20 protein-coding genes, 4 tRNA genes and 1 riboswitch are annotated in these 25,157 nt (G+C 43.3%); of the genes, 10 read left to right on the plus strand and 14 right to left on the minus strand.

All coding sequences use genetic code 11. The features are described 5' to 3' along the window. Window positions 1-5: 5 nt before the first annotated feature. From B0O44_RS21900 to B0O44_RS21920, 5 genes are all read right to left on the minus strand, one after another. Window positions 6-734: a hypothetical protein gene (locus B0O44_RS21900; RefSeq protein WP_146229886.1), complete on the minus strand. Its 729-nt coding sequence runs from the start codon at window positions 732-734 to the stop codon at window positions 6-8. Window positions 735-738: 4 nt separating this feature from the next. Continuing rightward, the gene (locus tag B0O44_RS21905; RefSeq protein WP_110834236.1) at window positions 739-1,719 is read right to left on the minus strand and encodes a hypothetical protein; all 981 of its coding nucleotides are present in this window, start codon (window positions 1,717-1,719) and stop codon (window positions 739-741) included. A 68-nt stretch (window positions 1,720-1,787) separates the two neighbouring features. Continuing rightward, window positions 1,788-2,522: a hypothetical protein gene (locus B0O44_RS21910; RefSeq protein WP_110834237.1), complete on the minus strand. Its 735-nt coding sequence runs from the start codon at window positions 2,520-2,522 to the stop codon at window positions 1,788-1,790. 24 nt (window positions 2,523-2,546) lie between these two features. After that, on the minus strand, window positions 2,547-2,873 hold the full coding sequence (locus B0O44_RS21915) for a hypothetical protein (RefSeq protein ID WP_110834238.1): 327 nt from the start codon (window positions 2,871-2,873) through the stop codon (window positions 2,547-2,549). An 86-nt stretch (window positions 2,874-2,959) separates the two neighbouring features. Continuing rightward, entirely contained in the window at window positions 2,960-3,283 is a 324-nt protein-coding gene (locus tag B0O44_RS21920) for a DUF4870 domain-containing protein (RefSeq protein ID WP_110834239.1), read from the minus strand. A gap of 264 nt (window positions 3,284-3,547) precedes the next feature. On the opposite strand from B0O44_RS21920, the gene B0O44_RS21925 reads away from it, so the two are divergent. Further along, window positions 3,548-5,335 carry a helix-turn-helix transcriptional regulator gene (locus tag B0O44_RS21925; RefSeq protein ID WP_211321431.1) on the plus strand — a complete coding sequence of 596 codons (1,788 nt, stop codon included), beginning with the start codon at window positions 3,548-3,550 and terminating at the stop codon, window positions 5,333-5,335. Here the strand turns inward: B0O44_RS21925 and B0O44_RS21930 are convergent. From B0O44_RS21930 to B0O44_RS21950, 5 genes are all read right to left on the minus strand, one after another. Further along, complete coding sequence (locus B0O44_RS21930) at window positions 5,330-6,262, minus strand: lysophospholipid acyltransferase family protein (protein WP_245943769.1); 933 nt, start codon at window positions 6,260-6,262, stop codon at window positions 5,330-5,332. The genes B0O44_RS21925 and B0O44_RS21930 overlap by 6 nt on opposite strands. 170 nt (window positions 6,263-6,432) lie before the next feature. Continuing rightward, window positions 6,433-6,504 (minus strand) — tRNA-Glu (locus B0O44_RS21935). 32 nt (window positions 6,505-6,536) lie between these two features. Beyond that, window positions 6,537-6,609 (minus strand) — tRNA-Met (locus B0O44_RS21940). A gap of 45 nt (window positions 6,610-6,654) precedes the next feature. Beyond that, window positions 6,655-6,726: transfer RNA gene (locus tag B0O44_RS21945), tRNA-Glu, on the minus strand. A 31-nt stretch (window positions 6,727-6,757) separates the two neighbouring features. Next, window positions 6,758-6,830, minus strand: a tRNA-Met gene (locus tag B0O44_RS21950). Window positions 6,831-6,939: 109 nt separating this feature from the next. On the opposite strand from B0O44_RS21950, the gene era reads away from it, so the two are divergent. Then, the gene (gene era / locus B0O44_RS21955) at window positions 6,940-7,818 is read left to right on the plus strand and encodes a GTPase Era (RefSeq protein WP_110834324.1); all 879 of its coding nucleotides are present in this window, start codon (window positions 6,940-6,942) and stop codon (window positions 7,816-7,818) included. Window positions 7,819-7,929: 111 nt separating this feature from the next. After that, a complete protein-coding gene (gene der, locus B0O44_RS21960) occupies window positions 7,930-9,231 on the plus strand; it encodes a ribosome biogenesis GTPase Der (protein ID WP_110834241.1) in 1,302 nt (433 codons plus the stop codon). A 13-nt stretch (window positions 9,232-9,244) separates the two neighbouring features. On the opposite strand, the gene B0O44_RS21965 is transcribed toward der, so the two are convergent. Then, entirely contained in the window at window positions 9,245-10,852 is a 1,608-nt protein-coding gene (locus B0O44_RS21965) for a S41 family peptidase (RefSeq protein WP_110834242.1), read from the minus strand. Between the two features lie 211 nt (window positions 10,853-11,063). Between B0O44_RS21965 and murQ the strand changes: the two genes are divergently transcribed. The 6 genes from murQ (at window position 11,064) to B0O44_RS21995 (ending at window position 19,042) form a co-directional block, all read left to right on the plus strand. Next, window positions 11,064-11,873, plus strand: coding sequence for an N-acetylmuramic acid 6-phosphate etherase (murQ, locus tag B0O44_RS21970; RefSeq protein WP_110834243.1), 810 nt, complete (start codon window positions 11,064-11,066; stop codon window positions 11,871-11,873). A 3-nt stretch (window positions 11,874-11,876) separates the two neighbouring features. After that, on the plus strand, window positions 11,877-12,446 hold the full coding sequence (locus tag B0O44_RS21975; protein ID WP_110834244.1) for a hypothetical protein: 570 nt from the start codon (window positions 11,877-11,879) through the stop codon (window positions 12,444-12,446). A gap of 51 nt (window positions 12,447-12,497) precedes the next feature. After that, window positions 12,498-13,262: a Bax inhibitor-1/YccA family protein gene (locus tag B0O44_RS21980; protein ID WP_110834245.1), complete on the plus strand. Its 765-nt coding sequence runs from the start codon at window positions 12,498-12,500 to the stop codon at window positions 13,260-13,262. Between the two features lie 382 nt (window positions 13,263-13,644). Then, a riboswitch (SAM riboswitch) is annotated at window positions 13,645-13,754 on the plus strand. Window positions 13,755-13,841: 87 nt separating this feature from the next. Continuing rightward, window positions 13,842-17,525 carry a methionine synthase gene (gene metH / locus B0O44_RS21985; protein WP_262512055.1) on the plus strand — a complete coding sequence of 1,228 codons (3,684 nt, stop codon included), beginning with the start codon at window positions 13,842-13,844 and terminating at the stop codon, window positions 17,523-17,525. A 54-nt stretch (window positions 17,526-17,579) separates the two neighbouring features. Next, the gene (locus tag B0O44_RS21990; RefSeq protein ID WP_110834247.1) at window positions 17,580-18,536 is read left to right on the plus strand and encodes a methylenetetrahydrofolate reductase; all 957 of its coding nucleotides are present in this window, start codon (window positions 17,580-17,582) and stop codon (window positions 18,534-18,536) included. A 68-nt stretch (window positions 18,537-18,604) separates the two neighbouring features. After that, window positions 18,605-19,042 (plus strand): META domain-containing protein, encoded by a 438-nt coding sequence (locus B0O44_RS21995; protein ID WP_110834248.1) that lies wholly within the window; start codon window positions 18,605-18,607, stop codon window positions 19,040-19,042. A gap of 18 nt (window positions 19,043-19,060) precedes the next feature. Here B0O44_RS21995 and thrC read toward each other — a convergent pair whose 3' ends face one another. From thrC to thrA, 3 genes are read right to left on the minus strand one after another with little or no spacing between them, the layout of a single operon-like run. Further along, the gene (thrC, locus tag B0O44_RS22000; RefSeq protein WP_110834249.1) at window positions 19,061-20,368 is read right to left on the minus strand and encodes a threonine synthase; all 1,308 of its coding nucleotides are present in this window, start codon (window positions 20,366-20,368) and stop codon (window positions 19,061-19,063) included. 26 nt (window positions 20,369-20,394) lie between these two features. Then, window positions 20,395-21,330 (minus strand): homoserine kinase, encoded by a 936-nt coding sequence (locus B0O44_RS22005; RefSeq protein ID WP_110834250.1) that lies wholly within the window; start codon window positions 21,328-21,330, stop codon window positions 20,395-20,397. After that, a complete protein-coding gene (gene thrA / locus B0O44_RS22010; RefSeq protein ID WP_110834251.1) occupies window positions 21,327-23,774 on the minus strand; it encodes a bifunctional aspartate kinase/homoserine dehydrogenase I in 2,448 nt (815 codons plus the stop codon). The genes B0O44_RS22005 and thrA overlap by 4 nt, the downstream gene beginning before the upstream one ends. A 452-nt stretch (window positions 23,775-24,226) precedes the next feature. Between thrA and rsgA the strand changes: the two genes are divergently transcribed. Next, complete coding sequence (rsgA, locus tag B0O44_RS22015) at window positions 24,227-25,147, plus strand: ribosome small subunit-dependent GTPase A (protein ID WP_110834252.1); 921 nt, start codon at window positions 24,227-24,229, stop codon at window positions 25,145-25,147. Window positions 25,148-25,157: the final 10 nt, after the last annotated feature.

Below are 25,157 nucleotides of genomic sequence, written 5' to 3' on the forward strand. Positions count from 1 at the left end.
GTTTATTATTCCCGGCCGAAATGCTCTAGATTTCCTTCTGCATTAAATCCAATGGCATACCGCTCACGGCTCCCTGAAATGCCAACAGGAAACCATCGTATTTCGTTTTTCCATATCGAAATATAAGTATTGTTCAGGGGCACCGCTCCTTCAATTTCCATTGCCTTCTGGTTATACACCCGGGCAACCCTGGCCACATACACAAATTTTAATTTTGTCAAAGGGATCAGCCTGCCCTGTACATCATCCATGACAGACAATTGCTGCGGCCCGGCTGCAGACCACTTCCCATTCCCATACTGATAATTATCAACATATTTTGGATTGAAGGGGTGCTGAAGCATAATAAAAATACGTCCGTCATCAAAAAAGGAAATGGTAGAATAGATGTACATCTTTTTTCCAACATACCTGGGGAGTTTTTTTAAGGCCCTTTCTGCCCGGAGCAATCTAATTGTATCGGTTAAAAAGCCTGTAATCTTTTGTTCCATATGCCGCAAAGAATGTTTGGTGGTATGGCTTGTTATTATACTTATACTGCTGCTCACTATTTTTGTAATCGCACTGGATTCAGCTTTGGTAAAGCCCATCACATCTCTATCGGCTGGGGATGTAGCCGGCTTTTGTTTCACTGAGGCCGAATCCGTACTAAAAGTCTCTTCAATACTTTTGGATAAGGGCCTGCAACTAAAAAAGAGCATTGCAAAAAAAACGAAGCTTATTAATTTCATCATTTGATCAATTGATTTCTTCCAGATCACTTGCAAAAGCAATTCTGGAAGGATCTTCTTTAAGGTAAAATATATCTATATATTCTTGTCTGGTCATGTGCAGATCCAGCAGGTCGACAATTCTTTTAAAACTGACCTGGTGTACCTGCTGTTGCTCATCGGTATATTCCAATAAGAATTCGACATTGGGCTGTTCATTGATGTAAAGCCCGGTTTGTCTTGCATTCAGCAATCGTGCCCTTGCCCTGAGTCCTTTAAATTTAATGTTTACCGCCTGTTTGGTCTGGCCACTGAAACGGCCAATCAAATAGCCTAAAAGGCCATAGAACACCAGTATAACCGGGCAAAGCAACAGCGGGTGTCCAAAGCTCATAAAGCGCCATCCTGCCCCATGACTTTCCAGCTGATATGAAAAGAGATAATAAGCCATAATGGCCATCAGAAGACTCAACCATCCTATAAAAATCATACCGATGATACCTTTTTTGATGCGCGCTTCTGTACTTGAAAATATAAAATAAGGAATGCCTTTCAAATCCTTGTCCAACAGCAGATCAACTTTTTTACCCACTTCAAAACGATGTTCATAAGGCCTGGCATCATTTACACCTGCCACTTGATTGATTTCTGTTCCGGCCAGGTTTTTAAAAGAAAGCATCAGCTCATAGGTTTCATACCTCGCTCCTGCTTTAGATAATTGAACTGCCTTTAAAATTTTCGCTTCCCGCTGCAACCCTTCCCTTTTTAATTTTTCTATGTTGTGCTTTGACCTGAAAACGTTTAGGATCCATTTGTTAAAAAAACGAATCAAAAGAATAATCCACAACAGTACTGAAAGTCCTAAAATCCCTAAAGCCAGCCAGGGATCTTCCTGCTTCAATGCACTGACATCCACATCACTATTTATCGTATAGTACAAGATCATAGGAAATGGAATGGCAAAAAAAAGAGAAAAAAGTATCCAGAAGTTAAATGATCCCTGTTTCATTTTTTAGTTTTTATGGTTCATTTGTTTAATAAAAACTCCCTTATCATTTATGTTAAAAACAACCAGGCTCAGGGTTGTTGAGGTCTTTGTACAGCCAGGATATTAACCCTGCGGTTTTTGTCATGACCCGGGTCTTCAAAACCCGAAAACCTAAGGTCCTTTAGGGCATAAGTGAACGGATTGGTTTCATCAAAATCTTTAGCGGCCAGAGACAAATCATTCCAGGTTAGGTCCCCAGAATCCTTAAAATGCCGCAAGACAGTTATTTTATCGGCCGCTTTATCAATCGTTTTCACTTTAAACAGGGTATACTTTGTCTGCCCGGCACCCGGTCCTTCCATCACCACAACCTTGTATATGTCCCCTGCTTTGGGATCCTTTAAATAAAGTGCCGTATTTTCGCGTTCTTTCTGGTAGGGCTGTTCGTCCTTATTGCCCAGCAGTCCTAATCGATCAGCAGCAAAAATACCACCAACCAAAAGAAAGCAGCCTAAAGCCACCCCGATCACCCGCTTTCCATAAGCACTCAGTTTAACTGAGGTGAGCACGGGAATACTTTCTTTTTCGCTTTCAAAAAAATGTTTCAGTTCCTCATTCCATTGCCCCACAGGGATAGATGTTTCGCAAATATTACAGCGTAGTGTCCCAGAAATTTTAGGAAGCCGCTGGGTGACCACGCCATTCTGCTCCATTTGCAGAAAAGTCATTTCCAGACCTCCCTTTCTCAGGCAGGAAGGACAAACACAAGCCACCAGTGGAAGTGTTTTCAAAGGAATGTAATTTGTGGTGAATCCAAAAATCATAATCTGATGTTTATTTAAATGTGCTTAAAAATCTGCCTTCTGCAGTCGTTTGATCTGCCTGTATTGCAGTACACCTTTGCGGATAAAAACAAGACCAAGTATCCCCATGAATACCAGTATTCCCCATTTACCAATAAGCTTATACAATAGCGCTGTTCCTTCGTTCATGGAAATGTGGCCTCCATTTATTTCCCATTTCTGTATCTGGAAAAATTCCAGGATACCGGCGGTTGCAAAAAAGACCCCAATCAATATATTGGCTATCGCTTTGACATAAGATTCTCTCTTAGATCCGTTATACATGGACCCTGCTTCAAAGTCGGTAAGCCCTGCTCTTTTTTCATTTTTCATTGTCTTAACGTTTTTTTGATGCTGCTTAATGTAACCAGATTTTAAAATCCGGCCTTAAATCTGTCTTCCGGCAAAGGGTCTGATTTCTAGTCAAGAAAAGAAAATTTATGCTCGAAAGCTTTTCCCAAAATGGGTACAGGTTTCAGCGCACCATTTGCCGCATTGATCATCCCCAAAATCCAAAACACCAAAATGACCAGGCCAAAGACACCGAGAAAAGAAAGCGCCGGAACCACCGAGGCAATCACCTGAAGTGCTACGCTGAAAATAATGCTCACAATAGCAAGGCCTAAAGCTTGTTTCAAATGATATTTAAGCAGATCATCTGCTTTTTCCTTTCCTGAAAAATAAGCGATCAACCAGCCGATCAGTGTCACATAGGATACGATAGATAAAGTTTTGTTGTTCATGATACTTTTGTTTAAATTGTGATGACCACAAAGTTCAACCTAAACATCAGCCGGTTCCAAATCCAGGCCCCCTACAATACATCTACGCCTGTTTCATCGAGTGTCTACAATGCGACTACAAACTAAAACAACTATCTGAAAAACAAATAATTAAGACATAAACCAAAACTTAAAATTCCTGTATTTTCCTTAGCCTTTCCCAAATTATTGAGTAGTTTTGGGTATATGAGATCTACCCTATGTTTATGTTTTATCTGTTGTCTTTTGCTGTCCAGGTTCCTGTTTGCCCAAAGCAGGCTTTCGGACAGCTTGCAATCTGCCCTGGAACGGCCCCATGTTACCGGCAAAGAAAAGGCAGAGCTGCTCATCAGGCTTGCAGAAATTTATCGCGTAGATAAGAACTTCAAACTTGCAACCGAAAAAGCCAGACAAAGTGCCACAGTTGCCCTAAGTCATAAAAACTACACTGAAGCTACAAAAGCTTATACGATGCTGCTCAACATTAAAACCAGCACACAGCAGTTTAAAACTTTAAAATCAACAGCAGATTCTGCCCTGTTTTTTGCAGAAAAGTCGGGTAATCCGGCTGCAATGGCATCTGCTTACTATGCCCAGGCCTTACTTTATAAAGCATTGGATAATGCCGATGATGTGGTCAAATATTGTAATCTGGGGTTAAAGCAATTGGAAAAATCCCCTGATCCTTATATAGCCGCTAAAATTTATTACCGCTTGTATGCCGTCCATAGTGCCTGGAATGATCAGCCTAAAGTTAACGAATATGCCCGAATGGCAACAGAAAACGCGCTAAAAGCGAAAGATTATAATTTATTAAGCAATTGCTATACAGCAATGTCCGTGGCAAAGTCCAATCCGGACAGCATCCTGTTGTATCTTAAAAAGTCCGAATTGCTTTACCAGCAGTATCCCGGACAAGTTGCCGATTATACTTATGCCATTGCTTGCATCAATCTGTCCAGTGCTTACCTGAAGTATTTTCCCCCTACAGACTTGCTGGCAGAAAAACAAGGTATCTATTATGCCACACAAGCAAGGGCTGTACTCAAAAACACAGAAAACAGTCAGGAAGTTATTGCAAGCAGTCTGGGTATCCTGAGTGAATATGCCAAAAGAGATGGCCATCTGGCCCAGGCAGAAAGTTATCTTTTAGCGGCTTATAAAGTCATGCAAGGTCAGCAAACACCTTATTATCATACGATGATCAATGTGACACAGGCCCTTGCTGATTTTTACGGACAGCAGCAAGATTATAAAAAGGCCGCCCATTTCCAGAAAGAAGTGAACCAGTACAGTCAAAAAAACTTTAACCAGGAACAAGCCACAACAGCACAAAAACTGGAAATACAATATGAAACAGAACGAAAAAACAATGAAGTAAGAATTCTAAAAGAGAAAGAGAAAAACCGCAGGATTCAAAACTACCTCTATGGCTGTATTGCCATCGCCTCCCTGCTGGGCCTGCTCTTCATGTTCAGGTCTTACCATTTTAAACTGCGTTACTCCCTGCAACGGGAAAAACAGCTTCAACTGGAAAAACAGGATTCCGAATTGCAGTTAAAACTGGAACAGGAAGAGCAGGCCCGGCTAAAGGCAGAGCAACTGCTTCTTGCCGCCCAGCAAGAGCAGCTCAAAAAAGAGGCCATGGCCAATGCCTTGCAATTGGATCACAAGAATCAAATGTTGCACAGCATAAAAAATAAACTCAGTGACGGAGCCCCAGTGAACATGCATAAAATCCTGAAAGAAGAAATGATACTCGACAGCGATTTTGAACAGGCCAAACTTCAGATCCAGCAGGTACACCCTGATTTCTTTCACCTGATCAATGGGCAGGCGCAAAAAAAACTTAGCCCTCTTGACTTAAAACTTTGTGCCTACCTGTACCTTAAAATGGATACCCGGCAAATTGCCCAGCTAATGCACATTGAAGCAAAAAGCGTTCGAATGAGTCGGTACCGGATTAAACAAAAACTGGGATTGGAAAAGCAAGACGACTTAAATACCTTTCTTCAACGTCTGGGCAACTCATGAAGCACGCTTGTGTTTCCACCTTTTATGGCTCCACAACCAATAAGCAGGCTCTTTATTGATCATGTCCTCCAGGAAGCGGGTATGCAGTTCTGTAATTTCAAATTCAGCAGTTTGCTCTGGATGCAGGCAAAGCGGAATACAGTCCACCGTATAATACCCCCTTTTGACATAATTGATTTTAAAGTAAAAAATAGGCTGTCCGGTTTTTTTTGCAATCTTTTCTATTCCAAGTTGTACAGCAGTTTGCTGGTGCAAAAAAGTGGTCCAGTAATTGGATTCACCCGTTGAAGGGGCCTGGTCATTGCCAAAACTAAACATGGTAGACGTATTTTTACTCTCCTGTATAGCCCTAAAAGTTTGTCGCATGGCAATTAATTTATTACCAAACCGGCTCCTCACAGTTTTAAACCAATTGTCAAATACCGGGTTGCTCAAAGGTTTATAAATGGGGTAATGAGCCGCCTTAAAATTCAATCCGATACCTAAAGTACCCCATTCCCAGTTCCCGTAATGTGCAGAGCAAATCAGAATACTTTCCCCCCTTTCCAGGTAAGCTTGCACCTGCTCTTTATTTTTAAACACAAAACGTTTTAGAACTTCCTCTTTCGAAATGCTGTTCATTTTTACAATTTCAACAATCAGTTCAGCCAGGTACCTGAAAAACCGTTTTTCAATAGAAGCAATTTCTGTTTGTGTTTTTTCAGGAAAAGCCAGGCTTAAATTTTCCCTCACGACCTTTCTCCGGTATCTGAATACCCGGTACAGCAGGATATACAATACATCGGCCACAAAATAAAGCACGCGCAAGGGGATCAGGGACAACAGGCATAAAAAAAATACGCCCAGCCGGGAAAAAAACTTGTTGATCATCGCAGGTGTAGTTGTTAATGCCGCAAAATTAAATGACACATTAAAAAAATCTGCCATTGAAATGTAGAATTTGCCGTTAAAAGGTTCCCGGAAAAGAATAAGGACAATCAGCGCACTGAAATTCAAGATTCGCTCGCGTAGTTTTTTACACGCTGCATAAAAGCTTTTAAACAAAAAAAAGTTGGTGTCCGGCGGTATCGCCTTAAACCAACTTTTTACTTTTTATGTAGCCCGTAGGGGAATCGAACCCCTGTTTCCAGAATGAAAATCTGGCGTCCTAACCCCTAGACGAACGGGCCATTAAAATAAAGCACTTACCGTGCTTTCCAGGTAGCGGGGACCAGACTCGAACTGATGACCTTCGGGTTATGAGCCCGACGAGCTACCAACTGCTCCACCCCGCACTATATCTTTTCAATAAAAACCTCCATCGCTGCAGAGATTTTAAGTAGCCCGTAGGGGAATCGAACCCCTGTTTCCAGAATGAAAATCTGGCGTCCTCACCCCTAGACGAACGGGCCATTAAATAAAGCATTTACCATGCTTTCCAGGTAGCGGGGACCAGACTCGAACTGATGACCTTCGGGTTATGAGCCCGACGAGCTACCAACTGCTCCACCCCGCACTATTTACAATTTAAAAGCTTAAAAGAACTATTCTGTGTTGTTTTTAAATTGGTCTGCAAAGATATATTTCGTTTCTTTGCAATGCAAATTTATTTTAAAAAAAATTCCATGACCCATAAAGCAGGTTTTGTAAGTATAATCGGGAAGCCAAATGTTGGCAAATCGACCCTAATGAACGCCCTGATCGGCGAAAAACTTTCGATCATTACACCTAAAGCACAGACCACCCGTCACCGCATTTTAGGTATAGTCAATGAAGAAGATTACCAGATTGTCTTTTCCGACACCCCGGGAATCATCAAACCGCGCTACGGACTGCAGGATTCTATGATGAGTTCTGTCAATGGCGCGCTCTCGGATGCAGACCTTATTTTGTTCGTGACCGACATCAATGAAGAGCACGATGAAAATGATGTATTAGAGAAAATAGAAAAAACAACCATTCCCCTGATCGTACTGATCAATAAGATCGACAATGCCACTCAGGGACAGGTCGAAGAAAAAATGGCATACTGGACAGAAAAATTAAATCCTAAGCACGTTTTTGCTATCTCAGCTCTTCATCAGTATAATTTAAACGGAATTATGGACACCGTGCTCGATTTTTTACCAGAGCACCCGGCTTATTATGATAAGGAAGACCTGACAGACCGCAACCAACGTTTCTTTGTTTCTGAGATCATCCGGGAAAAAATCTTTAATAATTACCAGAAAGAGATCCCTTACAGTACCGAAGTTGTGGTTACCGCCTTTAAAGAAGAAGAAAAAATCACCAGGATCAGTGCAGAAATCATTGTAGAACGGGATTCCCAGAAAAACATCCTTATTGGAAAAGGAGGCTCGATGTTAAAAAAAGTAGGGATGGAAGCCCGTAAGGATATTGAGAAATTTTTGGATCAGAAAGTTTTTCTTGAAACCTTTGTAAAAGTATTGCCGGACTGGCGCAGTAAAAAGAATTATTTAAAAAGTTTCGGGTACGAAAATTAAACCTACCTTTGCAACCCCTTAATAAGGAGCCTGTTTAAATTTAGGCGATCAGATTGCATAAACGAAATAACACTTAAATTTAAACAGATTCAAATACAATTCACACAGCATATGAGTAATATTATCGCAATCGTCGGAAGACCAAACGTAGGCAAATCTACCCTTTTTAACCGCTTAACAGAAAGTCGCAAAGCCATTGTGGATGATTTCAGTGGTGTAACACGTGACCGTCATTATGGCCTGGCAGAATGGACAGACAAAAACTTTACCGTTATTGATACGGGCGGTTATGTGGCAAATTCCGAAGATGTATTTGAAGCGGCCATCCGTGAACAGGTGGTCATTGCCATTGAAGAGGCCACCGTTTTATTGTTTATGGTAGACGTAACTACCGGCATCACCGATCTGGATGATGAAATTGCAGCTTTGCTGAGAAGGAGTAAAAAACCAGTCTTTATCGTTGTCAATAAAGTAGACAACACTTCCCTGGAAAATGATGCCTCTGTGTTTTATGGTTTCGGTCTTGGTGAAATCTATTCCATTTCTTCCATGACTGGTTCAGGGACAGGAGATTTACTCGATGAGGTCATTAAACATTTTGAAGATGTTCCTGAGGAAGAAAATTCGCTTCCCAAACTCACCATTGTGGGCCGTCCGAATGTTGGAAAATCTTCTCTGATCAATGCACTGATTGGTAAAGAAAGAAATATAGTAACCCCAATTGCAGGCACCACCAGGGATTCCATTCATATCCACTACAACCAGTTTGGTCATGAGTTTATGTTCATTGACACGGCCGGTTTACGTAAAAAAACCAAGGTAAAGGAAAACATTGAGTTTTATTCTGTAATGCGGACCATTAAAGCCCTGGAAGAGGCAGACGTGGTGATCCTGATGCTTGATGCAACCGAGGGACTGGAATCCCAGGACGTAAATATTTTCCACCTGGCAGAAAAAAACAAAAAAGGAATTGTGATTCTGGTCAATAAATGGGATTTAATTGAAAAAAACAATCAAACTGCAAAGGTTTTTGAAGAGCAGATTCGTCAGAAATTACAGCCTTTTACAGATGTTCCGATTATTTTCATCTCTGTTTTAAATAAACAAAGAATTTTCCAGGCCATAGAAGTAGCACTGGATGTTTACAAAAACAGAAGCAAAAAAATTCCGACTTCCAAACTGAACGATGTGATGCTGCCAATTATTGAAAACAATCCGCCGCCATCGCTGAAAGGCAAATACATTAAAATCAAATACGCCACGCAGATCAATGCCAGCTCTCCGATGTTTGCTTTCTTCTGTAACCTTCCGCAATACATTAAGGAACCTTATAAACGTTTCGTAGAAAATAAACTCCGGGAGAATTTCGATTTCAGTGGCGTACCCATCCAGATTTATTTCAGACAAAAATAAAAGAGCATCATGATTATTGCAGGCTGATCAGGGCCTGCTTAATCATACTGTCGTTTTGGTTCAGGGCTTTGTAGTAGCCCGCCTCTCCTAAATGATATTTATACAGTAAAACCCTCAGATCGTTACTGATCACCGGTTTTGCTGCATTCAGCTGCGGAATATCGATCTGGATTTTCTTTTGCCTGATGTACCGGATCAGGTTTTCAAAATCTTCAGGACTGATGCTAAAGTTGCTCATGTTTTGCTCCAGGTAATGGCCATTATATTTGGCCGCCAGCACATCAAACACAAAGTCAAAAAGTACTTTTTTAGAAATCAGGACATTGTAAAACTTATTGACACCAACGGTATCCATCTTTACAAAAACATCAGGTTGTATTCCCCCGCCACCAAAAACTTTTTTACCGGCAGCGGTAACATAAACCGTACTTTTTTTCACTGAATCTCGTGGCTTGGCACTTTTATCCGTCAGTTCCCCATCATTAAAACGCTCTTCGAGTTCATTCTGATAAGCAGTATATCCCTTTTTATAAGATTTTTGAATGCTTCTGCCCAAAGGGGTATAATACCTTGCAATAGTCAGGTTTAAAGCCGAACCGTCACCAAAAGAGAACTGCTCCTGTACCAGGCCTTTTCCAAAAGAACGACGTCCAATGATCACCCCCCTGTCCAGGTCCTGAACCGCACCCGCCAGAATTTCACTGGCCGAAGCCGTATTTTCGTTAATCAGCACGGCCAGTCTTCCATGTTCAAATTCTCCGCCGCCTGTGGCAATATAATCTGTTCTGGGTTCATGTTTGCCTTCGGTATAAACAATCAGTTTATTTTCAGGAAGGATCTGGTTGGCCAGTCCCGTAGCGGCAGTTAAATAGCCACCACCATTGTCGCGCAAATCGAGGACCAGTTTGTTCATCCCTTTTGCTTTAAGGGCCCTTAAAGACTCCGTAAAATCGACATCGGTATTTGCCCCGAACTTACTGATTCGAATATAGCCCGTCGAGGGGTTAAGCATATAGGAAGCATCTATACTGCTCACCTGTACCCTACCCCTTTTAATGTTCAGCACCAAAGGCTGGCTTATGCCCGGACGCAGGAGCTGCAGTTGTACCGGGGTCCCTTTTTTACCTTTGATCCGGCCGGTCATTTGTTCCCTTGGCAATTGCCTGCCGCTAACGAAGGTACTGTCCACCTTAAGAATTTTATCTCCGGCTTTCATTCCTGACTCAAAAGCAGGTCCGTCCTTAATGACATTGGTCACCAGCAGTGTATCATTTAAAATATAATATTCTATACCGATCCCCTGAAAGTTCCCTTCCAGTGCATCAGACTGTTCTGTTGCTTTTTCGGGCGGCAGATACATGCTGTGAGGATCGAGCTGGTGCAGGATACTGTCAATAGGCAAATGGTTCAACGTATCCGTATTGACCTCATCGACATAGTTCTTATCAATCAAATGGATAATTTCATCCACTTTTTCCTTATTGTTATAGGCTTTTACCGGCGGTTTTTGAAAATTATATCCCTGGTCCTTCAGAAATTTATATCCGAAGAACATCCCGCCTATTAAAGTAATTGAATAAGTGAGGGAAATCAGGAGATTTTTACGCGTAATTTTATTCATGTAGCCGATGTACTGCAAAGTTAAATAATAACCCTGTTAATTACAGCATTAAGCGGTCCCGTTTTACAAATTTTAACGCTTCCCGAGAACGTTCTGAACTATTTTTGTTACCGGACAGTACATTTTTTGGCCGGAGATATAAAAATGCAGGGATTTGCGTTAAGATTTCTAGTTTAGAAAGAAATTGACGAATTTTATCAAAAAATATAATATGATAAGAGTAACCGAGCAAGAGTCCAGGTACAACGATATTGATAAAATGTCTGTTCTTGAAATTTTGGAAGGGATTAATAATGAAGATAAAACCGTTGCCACAGCTGTAGAAAAGTCTATTCCACAAATAGAAAAGCTGGCTTCGGCTGTTGCGGAACGTATGCAAAATGGTGGCCGTTTATTTTATATCGGTGCCGGCACCAGCGGTCGCCTGGGTGTCGTGGATGCTTCAGAATGTCCACCTACATTTGGTGTACCATTTGATTTTGTAGTCGGAATTATTGCCGGCGGCGATACCGCCATCAGAAAAGCTGTCGAAAATGCAGAGGATGATGACAAGCAAGCCTGGATTGACCTGCAGGAATACCAGATCAACGAAAAAGACTGTCTGATTGGCCTTGCCGCTTCCGGAACAACACCTTATGTAGTTGGCGGATTAAATACAGCCCGCCAGCACGGCGTGCTGACCGGTTGTATCGTATGCAATGAGGGCGGTCCTATTGCAGCAGAGAGTGATTTCCCGGTAGAAGTTGTTGTCGGACCTGAATTCCTGACCGGATCTACGCGCATGAAATCGGGTACCGCTCAGAAACTGGTCCTGAATATGCTCAGTACCACCGTGATGATCAGACTAGGCCGTGTAAAAGGCAATAAAATGGTAGATATGCAGCTGACCAACCATAAATTGGTGGACAGGGGCACGCAAATGGTTATGGACGAATTGAATATCGATCATGACCTGGCCGCCGACCTGTTAAACCGTTATGGAAGTGTCCGTAAAGCCGTGGAAGCCAGCCATAATAAATAATGTATGCACGAGATCGAACCTTATTATCAGTGGCGGGACGATTACATCGCAGCAGAAGATGAGCGTTCGCCTTTTTACAGTACAGAATACTCAGAATTTTATTTCGACAAACAGCTGTACAATTTCCTGATCCATCCCCAGTGGGATGATTTTGGTTCGAATACCCTGTACCTAAAAGTTCTTTATGCAGATTATGACCGTGGTTATACCATCATAGAGTTTATAGGGGAATGGAATGATGCCATAGGAAATGATATCATGCTCCTGAAACGGGAAATCCTGGAGCTGATGATGGATGAAGGCATTAATAAATTTATCCTGATCGGTGAAAATGTATTGAATTTTCATGCTTCTGAAGACAGTTATTATGAAGAATGGTTTCAGGAAGTGGAAGACGGCTGGATCAGCGGGCTTAATTTCAGCCCTCATGTAATTGATGAATTCCGGAGCGGTGGTATCGACTATTACATCAATTTTGGTGGTGAACTTGACGATTTGGCATGGAGAACCCTAAAACCATTACAAATTTTCAAGAAAGTTGAAGAAATACTGACAAAAAGACTAGGGGCATAGCTTTTGTATGAACCAAACAATCCTTATCTTTAATTATTAAATTTAAAACACATGGATAACAACAATAATTACAACTGGGCACAACAATCTGTTTTTACCCAGGAACAAACCGGAGGCGTTGCAAAGAAATTTTTCGCCAATGTTTTTTTATGGATGTTTGTTGCCCTTGGGGTATCTACCCTGGCAGCATTATTTATGGCAAATAGTCCTGCAGCCTTGAGTTACCTTGTTAATGCTCCTACTGAAACCAGCAGGGGCGGTTTATCAATGCTTGGCTACATCGCCATGTTTTCGCCATTGGCGCTGGTCCTTTTAATGAGTGCCGGACTGAGCCGTCTTTCTTATGGTGCTCTTGTGGGTGTTTTTGTCCTTTATTCGGTGTTAACAGGAATTAGTTTAAGCTTCATTTTACTCATTTATACAGCAGGTTCTGTTGTGGCCTGCTTTGCAGCCGCAGCGGGTATTTTTGGCATTATGGCCTTTTTAGGTTACACCACCAATACCGACCTGACCAAATTCGGGCCTATTTTAATGGTAGGCGTAATTGGTCTGGTGATCGCCAGCCTGATCAACATGTTCTTAAAAAGCCCTGGCTTTGATTACATTATGAGCTTTGTTGGGGTGGCCATCTTTACCGCTTTGACAGCTTATGACGTTCAAAAATTAAAAAGAATAGGTGCAGGTATTGAAGAAAACGGAGATCAGATTGTTGCTACCGATGCTAAAAAATTAGCAATTATGGGTGCACTTTCCCTTTATCTTGATTTCATCAACATCTTCCTGTTTTTATTAAGAATATTCGGAAGCAGAAAATAATCTTCCGTTCAAAAAAAGAAAAGAGGCTGGCCAAAAACCAGCCTCTTTTTTTTGTGCTTAAATTTTTAAAAAACCAGAAGCAGGATTTTGACAAAGTACCAGATGAGTCCGGTATGAGTCCGGTATAAGTCCGATAAGACTCCGTTTTTTTTGTAAAAAATCCGGAGTCCTATTGGAATATAATAACAGTTTTACCGGACTCTTTTTTAAACTTGCCTCCCGGCCTTATCCATCCTTAACCTGCGGCTTTTCCCGTCCGGGAAACACCCATCATTTCAGAATATAATTCCGGATCCGGGACATCATCTTCTGTGAATTGCAATTTTATTGGCTTTACATCCTGTTTTTTTGGAAATGATTTTTCTTTGTTGCATTTTTGTAGCGCTTATAGAGAAAGACGGAGGGATTAGACCCTGCGAAGTCTTAGCAACCTGTGCTTACAAGGTGCTACATTCTACTGGAACAAAAACCAATGTTCCCGAAAGATAAGTTGAACATCGAAGTCCTCACCGGAATCTCGAATAAGCCCTTTTCGTATTGCCATGTAAACCAGGCCTGTCAAACACCTGCCCACATGCTTTGCGCCAGAATGAAAGAAGAAGAATGAGCATCAGAGCAGAACTAGAACGAAGAATATTAATTATAGATGGTGCCATGGGTACCATGATCCAGCGTCATGTACTGACCGAAGAAGATTTCAGGGGAGAACGTTTTAAAAACCACCCCTGCGATGTAAAAGGAAACAATGACCTGCTGAACCTTACCCGTCCGGACATCATCAAGTCCATTCACCTGGAATACCTCAAGGCGGGTGCAGACATCATTGAAACCAATACTTTTAGTACTCAGCGCATTTCCCTGGCTGATTACCAGATGGAAGAACTGGATTACGAAATGAGTTTTGAGGGTGCCCGAATTGCCAAAGAAGCCGTACAGGAATTTATGGCTGCTCAGCCCGACAGAAAATGTTTTGTTGCCGGTGCTGTCGGACCAACCAACCGCACCCTGTCCATTTCACCCGATGTCAATGACCCTGGCTTCCGGGCACTGACTTTCGATGAACTGGTCGATGCCTATGATGCACAGGTCCGGGGACTGGTAGACGGTGGTTCTGATCTTTTGCTGATTGAAACCATATTCGATACCCTGAATGCAAAAGCGGCCATCTATTCCATCAAAAAATACGAACAGGTCATTGGCCGGAAAATAGAGATTATGATCTCCGGAACCATTACCGATGCCTCCGGGAGGACCTTGTCCGGCCAAACCGTAGAGGCTTTTTTAAACTCCGTTATCCATGCAAACCCCTTAAGCATCGGTTTCAACTGCGCCCTTGGAGCACAGGAAATGCGTCCGCACATTGAAGAACTGGCTGCTAAAGCCGGCTGTTATGTTTCGGCCTATCCGAATGCCGGTTTACCAAACGAATTTGGGGCCTATGACGAAATGCCGCACGAAACGGCCCATTATGTGGAAGATTTTATTGAACATGGTTTTGTGAACATTGTTGGGGGTTGTTGCGGGACCACACCCGAGCACATCCTCTGTATTGCAGAAAAAGCCAGGAACATTGTTCCCAGAAAAATCCCTAGCCCAGAATCCTTTCTGCGCCTGAGTGGTCTGGAGCCAGTTACCATTACCCCCGAAAGCATATTTGTCAATATAGGGGAAAGGACCAACATCACCGGATCTCCAAAATTTTCAAAACTGATTTTAAGCGGCGATTTTGAAACCGCCTTAACCGTTGCCCGTCAACAGGTAGAAGGAGGTGCGCAGGTAATCGATGTGAATATGGATGAAGGAATGATCGATTCGGAAGCTTCCATGACTAAATTCCTGAACCTGATCGCTTCAGAACCGGACATCTCCAAATTGCCTATTATGGTCGATTCTTCAAAATGGACAGTCATTGAAGCCGGCCTGAAGTGCCTTCAGGGCAAAGGAATTGTGAATTCCATTTCCTTAAAAGAGGGGGAAGACAAATTCAGGGAAAGTGCACGTAAAATCATGACCTACGGAGCTGCTGTGGTTGTAATGGCTTTTGATGAGCAGGGACAAGCCGACAACTACGAAAGAAGGATACAGATCTGTAAAAGATCTTATGATATTTTGGTGCATGAAATCGGTTTTCCGGCCCAGGACATTATTTTCGACCCGAACATTCTGACCGTTGCCACAGGTCTTGAAGAACACAACAACTATGCGGTAGATTTCATCAACGCCACCCGCTGGATCAAGGAAAACCTGCCTTATGCCAAAGTCAGCGGCGGGGTATCCAATATTTCCTTCTCCTTCAGGGGAAACAATACCGTCCGGGAAGCTATGCATTCTGCATTTTTGTACCATGCCATCCGTGCCGGACTGGACATGGGGATTGTCAATGCAGGAATGCTGGAAGTTTATCAGGAAATTCCGCCTGAACTGCTGGAACGGGTGGAAGATGTGCTGCTCAACCGCAGGGAAGATGCCACCGAAAGACTGGTTGAGTTTGCAGACACCATTAAGTCCAAGGGAAAAGAAGTGGTAAGGGATGAGCAGTGGCGCAACGCTCCTGTAGAAGAAAGGCTTTCCCATGCCCTGGTGAAGGGAATTATAGAATACCTGGATGCCGATGTGGAAGAAGCCAGACAAAAATACGACAGGCCTATTCAGGTGATCGAGGGTCCTTTAATGGACGGGATGAACATCGTCGGAGATTTATTTGGGGCTGGTAAAATGTTCCTTCCACAGGTGGTCAAATCGGCCAGGGTGATGAAAAAAGCAGTAGCCTATCTCCTGCCTTTTATTGAACAGGAAAAACTGGATAATCCCGACGGGAACCAAAACTCTTCAGCAGGCAGGGTCCTTATGGCAACCGTAAAAGGTGATGTTCATGACATTGGAAAAAATATTGTGGGTGTGGTGCTGGCCTGTAACAACTTTGAAATTGTTGATATGGGGGTTATGGTACCCGCACAGGAAATCATCAAAAAAGCAAAAGAAATCAATGCCGATATTATTGGATTAAGTGGTCTGATTACCCCTTCCCTGGATGAAATGGTCCATTTTGCAAAAGAAATGGAGCGTGAGGGCTTTAACATTCCCTTGATTATCGGGGGCGCCACGACTTCCCGGATCCATGCGGCGGTAAAAGTTGCCCCAAATTATTCCGGACCGGCAATCCATGTACTGGATGCTTCCCGCAGTGTAACCGTTTGCAGCACTTTAATGAACCCCGACACCCGGGAAGATTACATCAAAGGCATCCGTGAAGAATATGACAAAGCCAGGGAAGCACATTTGAACAAACGTTCAGACAAACGCTTTAAAAACATAGAAGAAGCCAGGCAGGAGGGCTTCAAAATAGATCCGGCCCTGATCGCACCGGCGCCTTCCTTTACCGGCACGAAGGTATTTGAAAATTACCCACTGGAAGAGCTGGTTCCTTACATTGACTGGACCCCTTTTTTCCAGACCTGGGAACTCCGGGGCAGTTATCCGCGTATTCTGGAAGATAAAGTCGTCGGTGATGAAGCCAAAAAACTTTTTAATGATGCCCAGATCTTATTGAAAAGGATCGTAGACGAAAAACTGCTCACCGCAAAGGCGGTAATCGGGTTCTGGCCTGCCAAAACAAATGGTGACGACATTTTGCTGGATGTAGACGGCAAAGAAGTGGTCATCCACACCCTGCGTCAACAGGCAGAAAAGGTTGCCGGACAACCTTATTATGCCCTTTCGGATTTCATTGCAACTGCCCAGAGCGGGCTGCCAGATTATTTTGGCGGCTTTGCCCTTACTGCAGGGATTGGCTGCGATGAGCTGGTGGCAGAATTTGAAGCTGTTTATGACGATTACAACAGCATTATGGCCAAAGCATTGGCCGACAGGCTTGCTGAAGCTTTTGCAGAAAGAATGCATGAGCTGGTGCGTAAGGAATACTGGGGTTATGCCAAAGAGGAGCATTTAAGTAATGAAGACCTCATTAAAGAAGAATATGCAGGCATCCGGCCCGCACCAGGTTATCCGGCCTGCCCGGAGCACACTGAAAAAGGCACTTTATTTGAATTGTTGGATGCAGAACAGAAAATTGGCCTTCATTTAACAGAAAGTTATGCCATGTACCCTACTGCAGCAGTCAGTGGCTTTTATTTCGCCCACCCTCAATCCAGGTATTTTGGCCTGGGCAAAATCACCAAAGACCAGATTGAAGACTATGCCGGGAGAAAAAATATGCCGGTGGAGGAAGTAGAAAGATGGCTGAGCCCTAACCTGGCCTATTAAAACAACCTTTATCTAAAATAAGACCAATGCAAATCCTAATACGTAAACCAAACCATGAAGATTACAGAACACATTAAAAACGCAAAAGGCAAAACCTTATTTTCATTCGAACTCCTACCCCCGGTAAAAGGACAAAGTATCAAAGGTATTTTTGATGCCATTGATCCTTTAATGGAATTCAATCCGCCTTTTATTGATGTGACCTATCTGCGGGAGGATTATATTTACAAACAGCATTCCAATGGTCTTCTGGAAAAAGTGGCTTACCGCAAACGTCCAAGTACAGTCGCAACCTGTGCGGCGATTATGAATAAATATAAAGTGGATGCTGTACCCCACCTGATTTGCGGGGGCTTTACCAAAGATGAAACAGAGAACGCTTTAATTGACCTGCAATTTCTGGGTATAGACAATGTTCTGGTGCTGCGTGGGGATGCCAGAAAAAGCGACAGTTCCTTTATTCCAACACCTGAAGGCCATAGTTTTGCTTCGGACCTGGTGCAGCATGTTGCCGACATGAACAAGGGTAGATACCTTCATGAGGATATGGATGATCCAGAAAAAACTGACTTTTGTATTGGTGTGGCGGGTTATCCGGAAAAACACTTTGAAGCCCCCAACCTGGATACAGATTTCAAATACCTGAAACTAAAAGTAGATCTGGGCGCAGAATTTATTGTTACCCAAATGTTTTACGACAACAGCAAATACAAACAATTTGTTGAAAAATGCAGGGAAAATGGAATCCATGTTCCTATTATTCCAGGATTGAAGCCCATTACCAGCAGCAAACAACTGGTCAGTTTGCCAAAAACCTTTCACCTGGACATCCCACTGGAACTTAGCGAGGCCATCACGGCCTGTTCTTCTGAAAAAGAGGTCAGAGAGGTTGGAATTGAATGGATGATTGAACAGTGCAGAGGGCTGAAAGAACTGGGTGCCCCGGTACTTCATTTTTATACCATGGGCAATTCGGGGCCAACTAAACGCATTGCACAGGCTATTTTTTAAGCCCAAAAACCAGGAGTATTTTCTTTATGGAACGTTCTTTGTGCGCCCAAAGGCTAAACATCAATGTTATGAAAAAAATATTTATCCTCACTCTGTGTTTAGTCTCTGTACTGTTTGCCTGTAACACCATGAAAAACGGCTCTAAAAAAAATGGTGCTTCCAAACTGGATGGCACCTGGGAACTGGATTACATTTCGGGTCCGAGAATTGCTTTTGATGGGCTTTACCCCAACAAAAAGCCAACGCTGGTGGTCAATACGGCCGAAAAAAGGATCAGCGGAAACAGCAGCTGCAACAACTATAACGGGCCATTGGTGGTCGATGGCCACAACATCAGTTTTAAAGGCCCGATTGCTTCTACCAAAATGGCCTGCCTGAACGGAGGCAATGGAGAAGCCGTTTATTTTAAAACACTGGAAACCGTCACTTCTTATGATGTGGTCGGAGACACCACCCTTAACTTGATTATGGGTGATATCGCTGTCATGCGTTTCAAAAAGAAATAAATCTGTACCTGTTAAACCTTAACGGTTTAACAGGTACGTTTTAAATGCTTCAAAATCCGTTTCCATAGCCAGGGCATGCTTTGCTTTGGAGCGAAGTTCTTCCACCTGTGGGGGTACTTCTATGGCTGCTGCAATGTCCTGAGGAAAAACATCCGGGAATTTACATGGATGGGCGGTTGACAGAAACACACCGGCAAAGGCTTCATCAGGGTGTTCACTACTGTACTTTTCTAAGGCCAGCCATGCAATTGCTGTATGCGGACAGGCCACGTAATGGTATCTTGTATAGATGTCTGTAATGGCCTGCAAAGTTTGTTCATCATTATAAGTGTATCCGCTTACCTTTTCCAGCAGCTGTTCACGGTCCTGGTTAAACAAATCCATAATGCGCACCCAATTGCTTGGTGCACCTACATCCATGGCATTGGCATAGGTCTGTACCGAAGGCCTGGTCTGGTAAATTCCGCTTTCCAGAAAACGCGGAACCGTGTCATTGGCATTGGTAGCGGCGATGAACTGTTTTACAGGAAGGCCCATCTTTTGGGCCAGCAAACCCGCAGCAATATTTCCAAAATTACCACTGGGTACAGAAAAAACAACCTTGTCCTTTCCCTGCTTCTGCAACTGGGCGTAGGCATAAAAATAATAAAAGGTCTGCGGGATCAAACGGGATATATTGATGGAATTGGCCGAGGTAAGCCTTCTTTTTTCTTTCAGTTCTTCATCAGCAAAAGCCTGTTTCACCATATGCTGGCAATCGTCAAAAGTACCATCTATTTCCAGGGCATAAATGTTCTGTCCGTTGCTGCACAATTGTAATTCCTGGATCTCGCTCACTTTTCCTTTTGGATATAAGATGGTCACCCGCGTATTGGGCACGCCCAAAAAGCCCAGGGCAACTGCACCTCCGGTATCTCCTGATGTCGCGACCAGTACATCCAGGACCTCTTCTCCGTCTTTTAGAAAATAAGCCATAATGCGGCTCATAAAACGGGCCCCAAAATCTTTAAAGGCCAGGGAAGGCCCGTGAAAAAGCTCCAGTACGTAGGTGTTTTTATCCAGGCGGTTCAGGGGTGCATCAAAATTAATCGCCTCCTGGACAAGGTGACGAAGCTCGGGAGCAGGGATGGCTTCCTTCAGCAAAGCAGAGGCCACTTTAAAGGCAATTTCTGCTAAGCTATACTGCCCGATATTTTGTATAAAGTCCTGCTCCAGGCTGGGAATGTGCTCTGGCATGTACAGGCCCTTGTCCAGCGGCATACTGTTAAATACGGCTTCGGGAAAAGCGACACTTAAATGGTGGTTATTGGTGCTGTATAATTTCATGGTTTGCGTTTAAGGTTGATGAAAAATTAATCCAGTAAGACCGGACCGGAAGGGTTAACAGGCGAAACAAAACTGAGGCTATTGATGTTCAGGTTTTTGAGTTGCTGCTGCAAAAGCCTTGTAATGGCATGGGCTGTTTCGGGCTCCCTGCAAAGGGCAAAAACCGATGGTCCGGATCCCGAAATACCAAAACCAATAGCACCAGCTTCCAGGGCCAAGCTGCGCATTTTATAAAAGTCCGGGATCAGAATGGAACGTGTGGGTTCAACCAGCACATCGGTCATACTCCTTCCGATCAGTTCATAATCTTTCAGAAAAAGACCACTCACCAGTCCGGCCACATTACCCCATTGGGTTACCGCATCTTTCAGTAAAATTTTTGAACGGATCATTTGCCGGGCATCTTTGGTGGGCACATCGACCTCAGGATACACAATGGCCACATGAAGTTCTTCGGGAAAGGGCAGGCTGATCACATCCAAAGGCTCATAGCTTCTGATCAATACAAACCCACCTAAAAGCGCCGGTGCAACATTATCTGCATGTCCGTAACCACAGGCCAGCTCCTCTCCTTTCATAGCAAAGGGGATCAGTTCTTTATTGCTGAGCAGGTTGTCCATTAAAGTATTAACGGCAAAAAGGCCTGCTACCGTACTTGCAGAGCTGGACCCCAGTCCACTGCCAATGGGCATTTTTTTATGAAGCTCTATGTCCAGGCCAATGTCTGCACGCCCGATGTGTTGCAGGTAATGCTGTACACTTGCACTAACCGTATTTTTAGCCGGGTCTAAGGGCAATCGGCCCTGGTCTCCGGTGATTTTGGAAAGAAAAACACCGGGCCGGTCTGTTCTTCTCATCAGTACCTGATCACCGGGTGCATTCACTGCAAAACCCAGCACATCAAAACCACAAACCACATTGGCAACTGTTGCCGGGGCAAAAACTTTTACTGAATCTCTCATTTTTTTCCAACATTTATAATGTCTGCAAATACACCTGCTGCAGTAACCTCTGCACCTGCTCCTGGGCCCTTGATGACCAATGGCCGCTCTTTATAACGGTCTGTACAAAAAGAAATAATGTTGTCGCTGCCCGAAAGGGTAAAGAAAGGATGACTTTCCTCTACCATCTGCAGGGAGATTTTCACTTTACCTTCTTCCAGTTTGCCGATATAGCGAAGTGCCCTGTTTGCAGCAGTGGCTTCCTTTTTTAAGCCCTCAAAATAGTCCTTGTTTTTTTCCAGTTCCTGATAAAATTCAGCTACGCTGGAAGCATTCAAACAGGCCTGGGGCAACATGCTTTCAATTTCCACTTCCGTTTCTTCCATTGGGTAACCGGCATCCCTGGCCAGGATGAGCATTTTTCGCATAAAATCTTTCCCGTTCAGGTCATCGCGCGGATCTGGCTCCGTAAAACCAAGGTCCTGTGCTTTTTTTACAATTTCATGGAAAGGGGCCTCTCCTTTAAAGTTGTTAAAGATATAAGATATGGTACCCGATAAAATAGCTTCTATGCTGCTTACCTTGTCCCCGCTCATCATCAGGTCTTTTAAAGTACGGATAATAGGTAAGCCTGCTCCAACATTGGTTTCATAATAAAAATCCACCCCATATTTACGTGCTGCCTTTTTAAAAGAAACGTATTGTTCATAATCGGCAGAATTACCAATTTTATTGCAGGTTACCACAGAGATGCTGCTTTCCAGGATTTCCCTGTAAAAATTTACCGGATTGGCGCTGGCCGTATTGTCCACAAAGACACAGTTGGGCAGGTTCATTGCCTTCATTTCCTGGACAAAAAGCTTTAAATCCGCTGGTTTCGCCTCTTGTTCCATCATCTGTTCCCAGGAACAAAGGTTAACCCCTTCTTTACTGAGGTACATTTTCCTGGAATTGCTGATGCCCATTACTTTTACCTGAAGGTCATTGTTTTTGGCCAGGTAAGGCATTTGGTTCTGCAATTGCCGGAAAAGGGTTTTTCCAATATTACCGGTACCCAGACAAAAAATATTCAGGGTCTTTTTCAGGGAAGAATAAAAAGAGTCATGAACGGCATTTACGGCTTTGGACAAATCGGCTTTGGACAGGATCACAGAGATGTTGTATTCTGAAGAACCCTGTGCAATGGCCCTGACATTGACCCCGTTGCGGCCAAGTGCATTAAACAATCGCGCAGACATACCTGGCGTCCTTTTCATGTTTTCTCCTACAATGGCCAGTACCGACAAGCCATTTTCCACTTCCGGATATTCCAGTTTTTTGGCTTGCAGTTCCAGTTCAAATTCTTTGCTGATCAGGTTCAGTGCTTTAATCGCATCTGCCGGGTTTACCGCAAAAGTAATGCTGTGCTCAGAAGAAGATTGGGTAATTAAAACCACATTGATCTGTTCTCTGGACAGCAGGGAAAATAACCTTCCGCTGAAGCCCGCTTTCCCGACCATACCACTTCCTGATAAGTTGAGAATACTGATATCATCAATAGAAGAGATGCCTTTAATGGGCAACTCACAGGCGCTCACATTGTGCCGGATGTAAGTGCCGGAAAAGCCAGTATCAAAGGTGTTTTTTATAACGATAGGGATCTTTTTTAAAAAGGCAGGGATCATTGTTGGCGGATAGATGACCTTCGCCCCGAAATAGGAAAGTTCCATCGCCTCAGTATAGCTCAACTCAGGCAGGGAAAATGCTTTTTCCACCATGCGCGGATCGGCAGTCAGCATCCCGTTGACATCTGTCCAGATCTGGATTTCAGCCGCATTTAAGGCCGAGCCCCATATGGCTGCTGTAAAATCACTGCCCCCTCTGCCCAAGGTTGTTGTCCGGCCTTCCGGGTTACTGGAAATAAATCCGGTTACAAACAGCAGTTGTTCCTGTTTATCCTGATAAAAATCATTAATCAGCAATTCTGTCAAAGCCGTATTTACTTTGGCCTGCCCAAAATTACTGTCGGTTTTGATCAGTTCTGCACCGTCCACGGCCAATACATCCTCAAACCGCTGTTTGGCAATATGGCTTACCATAAAAACAGAACATTTTTCACCATAGCTCAAAATGAGGTCTTTGGTTTGTGCACTCAGCTCCCGCAGGTTAAATACGGCCTGAAGGATGTCTTCCAGCTCATTAAAATAAATTTTCAACCGGGTAAAGACCGGGTTTTGTGCACTGGCAGGCAACAGTGCCCGGACCACTTCAAAATGTTTTTCTTCAATGGTTTTCAGCTGCTGGCCATAATCTTCTGCGACCTGGGCTTTCTCCGCTGCTTCCAATAGCAGATTAGTGACACCGCTCATTGCGGAGAGGACAACAATGCAGTTTTCCTGCTTTCGGGCTTGTTCAACGATGTCCAGTAAAGCACTAATGCTTTTCACTGAACCAACTGATGTACCGCCAAATTTTAAAATATTCATGGTTTTAGGTTAAAAAAAAAGCGCCTTCCCGTTAGAGGAAGGCGCTTTTTGTGGTTTCTATGTATTTTTATTTTACACCAATAGCTTACCTCCCTCCGAGATTTCCCCGGTGGTGGTAATAATGGTAATAATTGACAATTGGTTGTTAAACATTATTGTATTTTGTACACTTACTGTGCTGGGTGTAAAGTAAAGTTATATTTTTCTAAATACCAAATGATTAGAGAAAAAAATTAAACCGGCTGAAAATTTTTCTCTAAATTATTCACTGGTCAAAGATCCTGCTCAGAGTTACTTGATTTTTTACCGAACTTAAAGCCAAATACGGATGGGGCCATGGAAGGATATTAGCTGGGCTTTTTCCGATTTGGCCATTGTTCATCATAAAATACCTGATCTTTTGACAGAACAGAACCGGGTATTTTCAGAATTTCTTACCTTTACCTCCCTATATGCAAGGATTAGTCATTAAATCAACAGGAAGCTGGTACCTGATACGCACCCCCGACGGGCAGGATTACGATTGCAGGATCAAAGGCAAGTTCCGGATTAAGGGCATACAAACGACTAATCCGATTGCTGTAGGTGATCAGGTGGAGTTTGAACTGGAACCAAATGCTTCAACTGGGGTTATTTTTAAACTTCTGGACCGGAAAAATTACATCATCCGTAAATCCATTAACCTGTCCAAACAGGCGCAGATTATTGCCGCCAATCTGGACCAGGCTTTTTTGATTGTTACCCTGGCCTCCCCAAGAACTTCCTTAGGTTTTATAGACCGTTTTCTGGCTACAGCCGAAGCTTACAGCATTCCGGCAATACTCATTTTCAATAAACTGGACTTGTTCAGTGAGGAGGGACTGGAGATCCTGGCCGAGTATAAAAGTATTTATGAGCACATTGACTACCCATGTTATGAAGTTTCTGCACTGGAAGGGACCAATATCGAACAGGTGCAAATGCTTTTGAAAGATAAAACAACCTTATTTTCCGGACATTCCGGTGTCGGGAAATCCAGTCTGATTAATGCCTTGCTTCCGGGAAGGGACATTAAAACCGGAGAGGTATCGCAATGGAGCGACAAAGGCCAGCATACCACAACTTTTGCCGAAATGCATACCCTGCCTTTTGGCGGCTATTTGATTGATACACCCGGTATCCGTGAACTGGGCATTTTTGACATCCGGCCGGAAGAACTGGGCCATTACTTCAGGGAAATGAGGGACCTGATGCATGAATGCAAATTCAACAATTGCCGGCACATCAACGAACCTGGTTGTGCAGTCATCAGAGCGGTACAGGAAGGAGAAATTGAAATCAGCCGTTACGAAAGTTATTTAAGCATTTATCACGGCAACGAAACCCGGGCATAAACGCAAATAT

Origin of the sequence: Pedobacter nutrimenti (genome assembly GCF_003208655.1) — a bacterium.
GTDB lineage: Bacteria > Bacteroidota > Bacteroidia > Sphingobacteriales > Sphingobacteriaceae > Pedobacter > Pedobacter nutrimenti.

Bases quoted from the DNA above. Each gene is read 5' to 3' on its own strand.
- B0O44_RS21900 (WP_146229886.1), bottom strand. From the start codon at position 734: ATGATGAAATTAATAAGCTTCGTTTTTTTTGCAATGCTCTTTTTTAGT.
- B0O44_RS21905 (WP_110834236.1), bottom strand. From the start codon at position 1,719: ATGAAACAGGGATCATTTAACTTCTGGATACTTTTTTCTCTTTTTTTT.
- B0O44_RS21910 (WP_110834237.1), bottom strand. From the start codon at position 2,522: ATGATTTTTGGATTCACCACAAATTACATTCCTTTGAAAACACTTCCA.
- B0O44_RS21915 (WP_110834238.1), bottom strand. From the start codon at position 2,873: ATGAAAAATGAAAAAAGAGCAGGGCTTACCGACTTTGAAGCAGGGTCC.
- B0O44_RS21920 (WP_110834239.1), bottom strand. From the start codon at position 3,283: ATGAACAACAAAACTTTATCTATCGTATCCTATGTGACACTGATCGGC.
- B0O44_RS21930 (WP_245943769.1), bottom strand. From the start codon at position 6,262: ATGGCAGATTTTTTTAATGTGTCATTTAATTTTGCGGCATTAACAACT.
- era (WP_110834324.1), top strand. From the start codon at position 6,940: ATGACCCATAAAGCAGGTTTTGTAAGTATAATCGGGAAGCCAAATGTT.
- der (WP_110834241.1), top strand. From the start codon at position 7,930: ATGAGTAATATTATCGCAATCGTCGGAAGACCAAACGTAGGCAAATCT.
- B0O44_RS21965 (WP_110834242.1), bottom strand. From the start codon at position 10,852: ATGAATAAAATTACGCGTAAAAATCTCCTGATTTCCCTCACTTATTCA.
- murQ (WP_110834243.1), top strand. From the start codon at position 11,064: ATGATAAGAGTAACCGAGCAAGAGTCCAGGTACAACGATATTGATAAA.
- B0O44_RS21975 (WP_110834244.1), top strand. From the start codon at position 11,877: ATGCACGAGATCGAACCTTATTATCAGTGGCGGGACGATTACATCGCA.
- B0O44_RS21980 (WP_110834245.1), top strand. From the start codon at position 12,498: ATGGATAACAACAATAATTACAACTGGGCACAACAATCTGTTTTTACC.
- B0O44_RS21990 (WP_110834247.1), top strand. From the start codon at position 17,580: ATGAAGATTACAGAACACATTAAAAACGCAAAAGGCAAAACCTTATTT.
- B0O44_RS21995 (WP_110834248.1), top strand. From the start codon at position 18,605: ATGAAAAAAATATTTATCCTCACTCTGTGTTTAGTCTCTGTACTGTTT.
- thrC (WP_110834249.1), bottom strand. From the start codon at position 20,368: ATGAAATTATACAGCACCAATAACCACCATTTAAGTGTCGCTTTTCCC.
- B0O44_RS22005 (WP_110834250.1), bottom strand. From the start codon at position 21,330: ATGAGAGATTCAGTAAAAGTTTTTGCCCCGGCAACAGTTGCCAATGTG.
- thrA (WP_110834251.1), bottom strand. From the start codon at position 23,774: ATGAATATTTTAAAATTTGGCGGTACATCAGTTGGTTCAGTGAAAAGC.
- rsgA (WP_110834252.1), top strand. From the start codon at position 24,227: ATGCAAGGATTAGTCATTAAATCAACAGGAAGCTGGTACCTGATACGC.